This window comes from Microvirga sp. P4_G7 (assembly GCF_056401005.1).
In genome coordinates this window covers 1-5,489 of record NZ_JBFUKD010000219.1, presented here as the reverse complement: position 1 = coordinate 5,489, position 5,489 = coordinate 1, and the positions used below count along the sequence as shown (strand labels likewise).

The following is a 5,489-nucleotide window of genomic DNA, read 5'->3' as shown; positions in this document are numbered from 1 at the left end:
ATCACCTTCTGCCGCGTCTATTCGGGCAAGGTCGATGCCGGTGCATCGCTCCTGAACTCGACCCGCGACAAGAAAGAGCGCGTCGGCCGTATGCTTCTGATGCATGCGAACAACCGCGAGGACATCAAGGAAGCTTATGCCGGCGACATCGTCGCTCTGGCCGGCCTCAAGGACGTCCGCACCGGCGACACGCTCTGCGATCCGGCAAAGCCCGTGATCCTCGAAAAGATGGAGTTCCCCGAACCCGTCATCGAGATCGCGATCGAGCCGAAGTCGAAGGCTGATCAGGAGAAGCTCGGTCTGGCGCTCGCGAAGCTCGCGGCGGAAGATCCGTCCTTCCGCGTTTCGACCGATCAAGAATCCGGTCAGACGATCCTGAAGGGCATGGGCGAACTGCACCTCGACATCAAGGTCGACATTCTTCGTCGGACCTACAAGGTCGATGCCAATATCGGTGCTCCGCAGGTGGCTTATCGTGAGACGATCACGAAGAAGGCCGAAGTGGACTACACCCACAAGAAGCAGACCGGCGGTACCGGCCAGTTCGCGCGCGTCAAGCTGGTGATCCAGCCGAACGAGCAGGGCGCTGGCTTCGCCTTCGACTCGAAGATCGTCGGTGGTTCGGTTCCGAAGGAATACATCCCCGGCGTCGAAAAGGGGCTCAACTCGGTCATCGGTGCTGGCGTCGTCGCCGGCTTCCCGGTGGTCGATGTCAAGGTCGAGTTGATCGACGGTGCCTTCCACGAAGTCGACTCGTCGGCACTCGCCTTCGAAATCGCCTCTCGTGCGGCCATGCGTGAAGGTCTTCAGAAGGGCGGCTCCGTTCTTCTCGAGCCAGTCATGAAGGTCGAAGTGACGACGCCTGAGGATTATACCGGTTCGGTGATCGGTGATCTGAACTCGCGTCGCGGCCAGATCCAAGGCCAGGACATGCGCGGCAACGCCGTGGTCATCAATGCGATGGTCCCGCTCGCCAACATGTTCGGTTACGTGAACACCCTGCGTGGCATGAGCCAAGGCCGGGCGAGTTACACCATGCAGTTCGACCACTACGAACAAGTGCCGTCGAACGTGGCTGCCGAGGTTCAGGCGAAATACGCCTGAACCCTTTGAACAAGAACTGACGATTTAAGGAACGGGTGCCACGATGGCGAAGGAAAAGTTTGAACGTAATAAGCCGCATTGCAACATCGGGACGATTGGCCACGTTGACCATGGCAAGACGTCTTTGACGGCGGCGATTACGAAGGTTTTGGCGGAGTCTGGCGGAGCGACGTTTACGGCGTACGACCAGATCGACAAGGCTCCGGAAGAGAAGGCGCGCGGGATYACGATTTCGACGGCGCACGTGGAGTACGAGACGAAGAACCGCCACTATGCGCACGTGGATTGCCCTGGCCACGCGGATTATGTGAAGAACATGATCACGGGTGCGGCGCAGATGGACGGCGCGATTTTGGTCGTGTCKTCGGCTGACGGYCCGATGCCGCAGACGCGCGAGCACATCCTGTTGGCGCGCCAGGTSGGCGTTCCTGCGCTTGTGGTGTTCATGAACAAGGTCGACATGGTCGACGACGCCGAGCTTCTCGACCTGGTCGAGCTCGAGGTTCGCGAGCTTTTGTCGAAGTACGATTTCCCTGGCGACGACATTCCGATCGTGAAGGGCTCGGCTCTTTGCGCATTGGAAGACCGTGAGCCGGCGATCGGCAAGGAAGCGGTTCTGAAGCTGATGGCTGAGGTCGATGCGTATATYCCGCAGCCTGAGCGTCCGATCGACCAGCCGTTCCTGATGCCGATCGAAGACGTGTTCTCGATTTCGGGCCGCGGCACGGTTGTGACGGGTCGCGTCGAGCGCGGCATCGTTAAGGTGGGCGAGGAAGTCGAGATCGTCGGCCTGAAGGCGACGGTGAAGACGACGGTGACGGGCGTCGAGATGTTCCGCAAGCTGCTCGATCAGGGCCAGGCCGGCGACAACGTGGGCGTTCTGCTTCGTGGTACGAAGCGCGAGGACGTGGAGCGCGGACAAGTTCTGTGCAAGCCGGGCTCGATCAAGCCGCACACGAAGTTCAAGGCCGAGGCTTACATCCTGACGAAGGAAGAGGGCGGCCGTCATACGCCGTTCTTCACGAACTACCGTCCGCAATTCTACTTCCGGACGACGGACGTGACGGGTGTGGTGACGCTTCCGGAAGGCACCGAAATGGTGATGCCGGGCGACAACATCTCCATGGACGTCCAGCTGATCGTGCCGATCGCGATGGAAGAGAAGCTGCGCTTCGCTATCCGCGAAGGCGGCCGCACCGTCGGTGCAGGCGTCGTCGCTCAAGTCTTGGATTAATCTGTTCTCGGATTTATCAAGTCTTGGAATAAACAAACTTAGCCATTTCGGGCGGCGGTTCGCCGCCGCCCGTTGGTCCACTGGAGGAGTGTAGCTCAATTGGCTAGAGCACCGGTCTCCAAAACCGGGGGTTGGGGGTTCGAGTCCCTCCACTCCTGCCAGTGGATCGACAAAGCAGGCGTTTTGCGTTAGAGAGCGCCAATCACGACGATTTTTCGATGGGTGGCGCGAAGCGTAAATGCTCCGCGCCCCTTCAATTTGGGCCCGAGAGAGCCCGTCAGAGGACGTCTGCGGCCGACAGGCCGTACACGGAGCGAGATGGCCAAGACGAACCCTTTTGACTTTATCCAGCAAGTCCGCTCGGAGGCCGCCAAGGTCACCTGGCCGACGCGCAAGGAAACCATGATCACCACCGCGATGGTGTTCCTGATGGTGGTTCTGGCGAGTGTCTTCTTCCTCGTGGTCGATCAGGTGATCGGCTGGGGGGTCCGGACGATCATTGGACTTGGCGGCTAGGTGGGGTGGATGCGATGACGAAGCGTTGGTACATCGTCCACGCTTATTCGAATTTCGAGAACAAGGTTGCCCAATCCATCAAGGATCAGGCCGCTCAGCGTAATCTCGAAGACAAGTTCGAGGAAGTTCTGGTTCCCACCGAGAAGGTGGTCGAAATCCGCCGCGGCCGGAAGGTCGATACGGAACGCAAGTTCTTCCCCGGCTACGTCCTTGTGAAGTGCGATCTGACCGACGAGGTCTATCACCTGATCAAGAATACGCCGAAGGTCACCGGCTTTCTGGGCGCCGACAAGGCGAAGCCCGTGCCGATCCCGGATCGGGAGGCCGAGCGCATCAAGGGTCAGGTGGCCGAAGGGGTCGAGCATCCCAAGCCTTCGATCCATTTCGAGATCGGCGAACAGGTTCGCGTTTCGGACGGACCGTTTGCATCGTTCAACGGCGTCGTCGAGGAAATCGACGAGTCCAGGGCCCGCCTCAAGGTGGCGGTGTCCATTTTCGGCCGCGCTACGCCGGTCGAACTCGAATACGGTCAGGTCGACAAGCTCTGATCGTTCTCGGCTCCCTCGAGGGAGCCGTCATCCGCGGGAGGTTTGCCCAGTTGCCAACTGGGGTAAAACCAAGCCGAACCGCGACCTRCAACCACCGTCTCGTCCGACAGGCATCGGGCGGATGGTCCATTGGGGAGCAGTCCCATGGCAAAGAAAATCTCGGGCTACGTCAAGCTCCAGGTCCCGGCCGGCGCGGCCAATCCGTCGCCGCCAATCGGTCCCGCGCTCGGTCAGCGCGGTCTGAACATTATGGAATTCTGTAAGGCCTTCAACGCGAAGACCGCGCAGATGGAGAAGGGTACCCCGATCCCGGTGATCATCACCGCGTATCAGGACCGGTCCTTCACCTTCGAGATGAAGCAGCCCCCGGTTTCGTTCTTCCTCAAGAAGGCGGCGAAGCTGGAAAAGGGTTCGCAGACTCCGGGCAAGGGCGCCAAGGCTGGCAGCGTCACCCGCGCCCAAATCCGCGAGATCGCCGAGAAGAAGATGGTCGATCTCAACTGCGACACCGTCGAATCCGCCGTGGCCATGATCGAGGGCTCCGCGCGCTCGATGGGCCTCGAAGTCGCGTAAGGGAGGGCAGCACGATGGCTACTAATGAAGGTAAGCGCGTCCGCGCCGCCCGCGAGGGCATCGCACCCGCCAAGCTCTATGCGATTCAGGATGCGGTGAAGTTGGTCAAGGAACGCGCCAAGGCGAAGTTCGACGAGACCATCGAAGTCGCGATGAATCTCGGCGTCGATCCGCGCCACGCCGACCAGATGGTCCGTGGCGTCTGCAACTTGCCGAACGGCTCGGGCCGTACGCTCCGCGTGGGCGTTTTCGMCCGCGGCGCCAAGGCTGAAGAGGCCAAGGCAGCCGGAGCCGACGTCGTCGGCGCTGAGGAGCTCTTCGAGATCGTCAACGGCGGCAAGATCGATTTCGATCGCTGCATCGCCACCCCGGACATGATGCCGCTCGTCGGCCGCCTCGGTAAGGTGCTCGGCCCGCGCGGCATGATGCCGAACCCGAAGGTCGGCACCGTGACCATGGACATCAAGGCCGCCGTCGCCGCCRCCAAGGGCGGCGCGGTGGAGTTCCGCGTCGAGAAGGCCGGTATCGTTCACGCCGGCGTCGGCAAGGCCTCTTTCGACGAGACCAAGCTCGTCGAGAACATCAAGGCTTTCGCGGATTCCGTCTCCAAGGCGAAGCCGGCAGGCGCCAAGGGAACCTACATCCAGCGCATCGCGATCTCCTCGACGATGGGTCCGGGCGTGAAGGTCGACCCGTCGTCGGTCCTGAACGGCTAGGCCTCGGTCATATTGACATCGAAAGGCCCGGCATCTCGCGATGCCGGGCCTTTTGTTTTGGGAAGCGTTCCGGCCTCTTGAACAGACGGCGTGGAGTGACTATCTCAGCCGTCCCCTATGGTGTCTTCATCTTTTCGCCACGGAAATGCCTCTTGGCTTTTCGTGCAAAAGAGCCTATAGGACGCGTTCTAGATTCACGAAAAGCGCCGTCCGGCAGGAGCTACTGTCTAGAGTAGCGGAGCCGGCGGCAACGAATCCGCCCTGGAGACGGGGCGGTGACAAGCCGGAAGGCCAAGGGAAACCTTTGGCTTCATCCGGCTATGTCCTGTCCGAGACTGCAGGCGTCGGCTCGTCCGACTTAATTCGTGAGGGCCTGCATAGACGGGGAAAGCCGAATTTGATCCGTTAACGCGGATTTTTAGGATCGGTTCGAACCATCTCACCCGGCTTGCCCGCAAGGGCGGCGCCTGGGGGACAGGGCTTGCGAGAGCGTCGCTTGAGGCAAGCTCGAGGCACAAGCCAAGAGACCCTTAGGCGACAGGTGCAACCGGCGGAAATCTTCCGCCAACCGGAGAGAGCCCAGTGGAAAGAGCAGCAAAACGCGAGCTCGTCTCGACGCTCAACGGCGTGTTTGCGAACACGAGCGTAGTCGTCGTCGCCCACTATGCTGGTCTTACGGTCGCCGACATGCAGAAGCTGCGTTCGCAGATGAAGCAGGTGGGCGCCACCGTTAAGGTCGCAAAAAACAGCCTCGCCAAAATCGCTCTCGAAGGCACGGACGTCGCGTCCATCACGGAC

General features: G+C 60.8%; 7 protein-coding genes and 1 tRNA gene. All 8 read left to right on the top strand.

The features are described 5' to 3' along the window. Positions 1–1,104: elongation factor G (locus AC1DT3_RS11210; RefSeq protein WP_477465334.1), on the top strand; the 1,104-nt coding region annotated here is incomplete at its 5' end. A 43-nt stretch (positions 1,105–1,147) separates the two neighbouring features. Further along, positions 1,148–2,338: an elongation factor Tu gene (gene tuf, locus AC1DT3_RS11205; RefSeq protein ID WP_477465333.1), complete on the top strand. Its 1,191-nt coding sequence runs from the start codon at positions 1,148–1,150 to the stop codon at positions 2,336–2,338. A gap of 84 nt (positions 2,339–2,422) precedes the next feature. Next, positions 2,423–2,499, top strand: a tRNA-Trp gene (locus AC1DT3_RS11200). 157 nt (positions 2,500–2,656) lie between these two features. After that, positions 2,657–2,854 (top strand): preprotein translocase subunit SecE, encoded by a 198-nt coding sequence (secE, locus tag AC1DT3_RS11195; RefSeq protein ID WP_477465332.1) that lies wholly within the window; start codon positions 2,657–2,659, stop codon positions 2,852–2,854. Positions 2,855–2,868: 14 nt separating this feature from the next. Then, entirely contained in the window at positions 2,869–3,402 is a 534-nt protein-coding gene (nusG, locus tag AC1DT3_RS11190) for a transcription termination/antitermination protein NusG (RefSeq protein ID WP_477465331.1), read from the top strand. A 144-nt stretch (positions 3,403–3,546) separates the two neighbouring features. Continuing rightward, positions 3,547–3,975: a 50S ribosomal protein L11 gene (gene rplK / locus AC1DT3_RS11185; protein WP_477465330.1), complete on the top strand. Its 429-nt coding sequence runs from the start codon at positions 3,547–3,549 to the stop codon at positions 3,973–3,975. Between the two features lie 14 nt (positions 3,976–3,989). After that, entirely contained in the window at positions 3,990–4,691 is a 702-nt protein-coding gene (gene rplA / locus AC1DT3_RS11180; protein ID WP_477465329.1) for a 50S ribosomal protein L1, read from the top strand. Positions 4,692–5,273: 582 nt separating this feature from the next. Beyond that, on the top strand, positions 5,274–5,489 hold a 216-nt coding region (gene rplJ / locus AC1DT3_RS11175), incomplete at its 3' end, for a 50S ribosomal protein L10 (RefSeq protein WP_477465328.1).

Coding starts and splice junctions, on each gene's coding strand:
- secE (WP_477465332.1), top strand. CDS start 2,657: ATGGCCAAGACGAACCCTTTTGACTTTATCCAGCAAGTCCGCTCGGAG.
- nusG (WP_477465331.1), top strand. CDS start 2,869: ATGACGAAGCGTTGGTACATCGTCCACGCTTATTCGAATTTCGAGAAC.
- rplK (WP_477465330.1), top strand. CDS start 3,547: ATGGCAAAGAAAATCTCGGGCTACGTCAAGCTCCAGGTCCCGGCCGGC.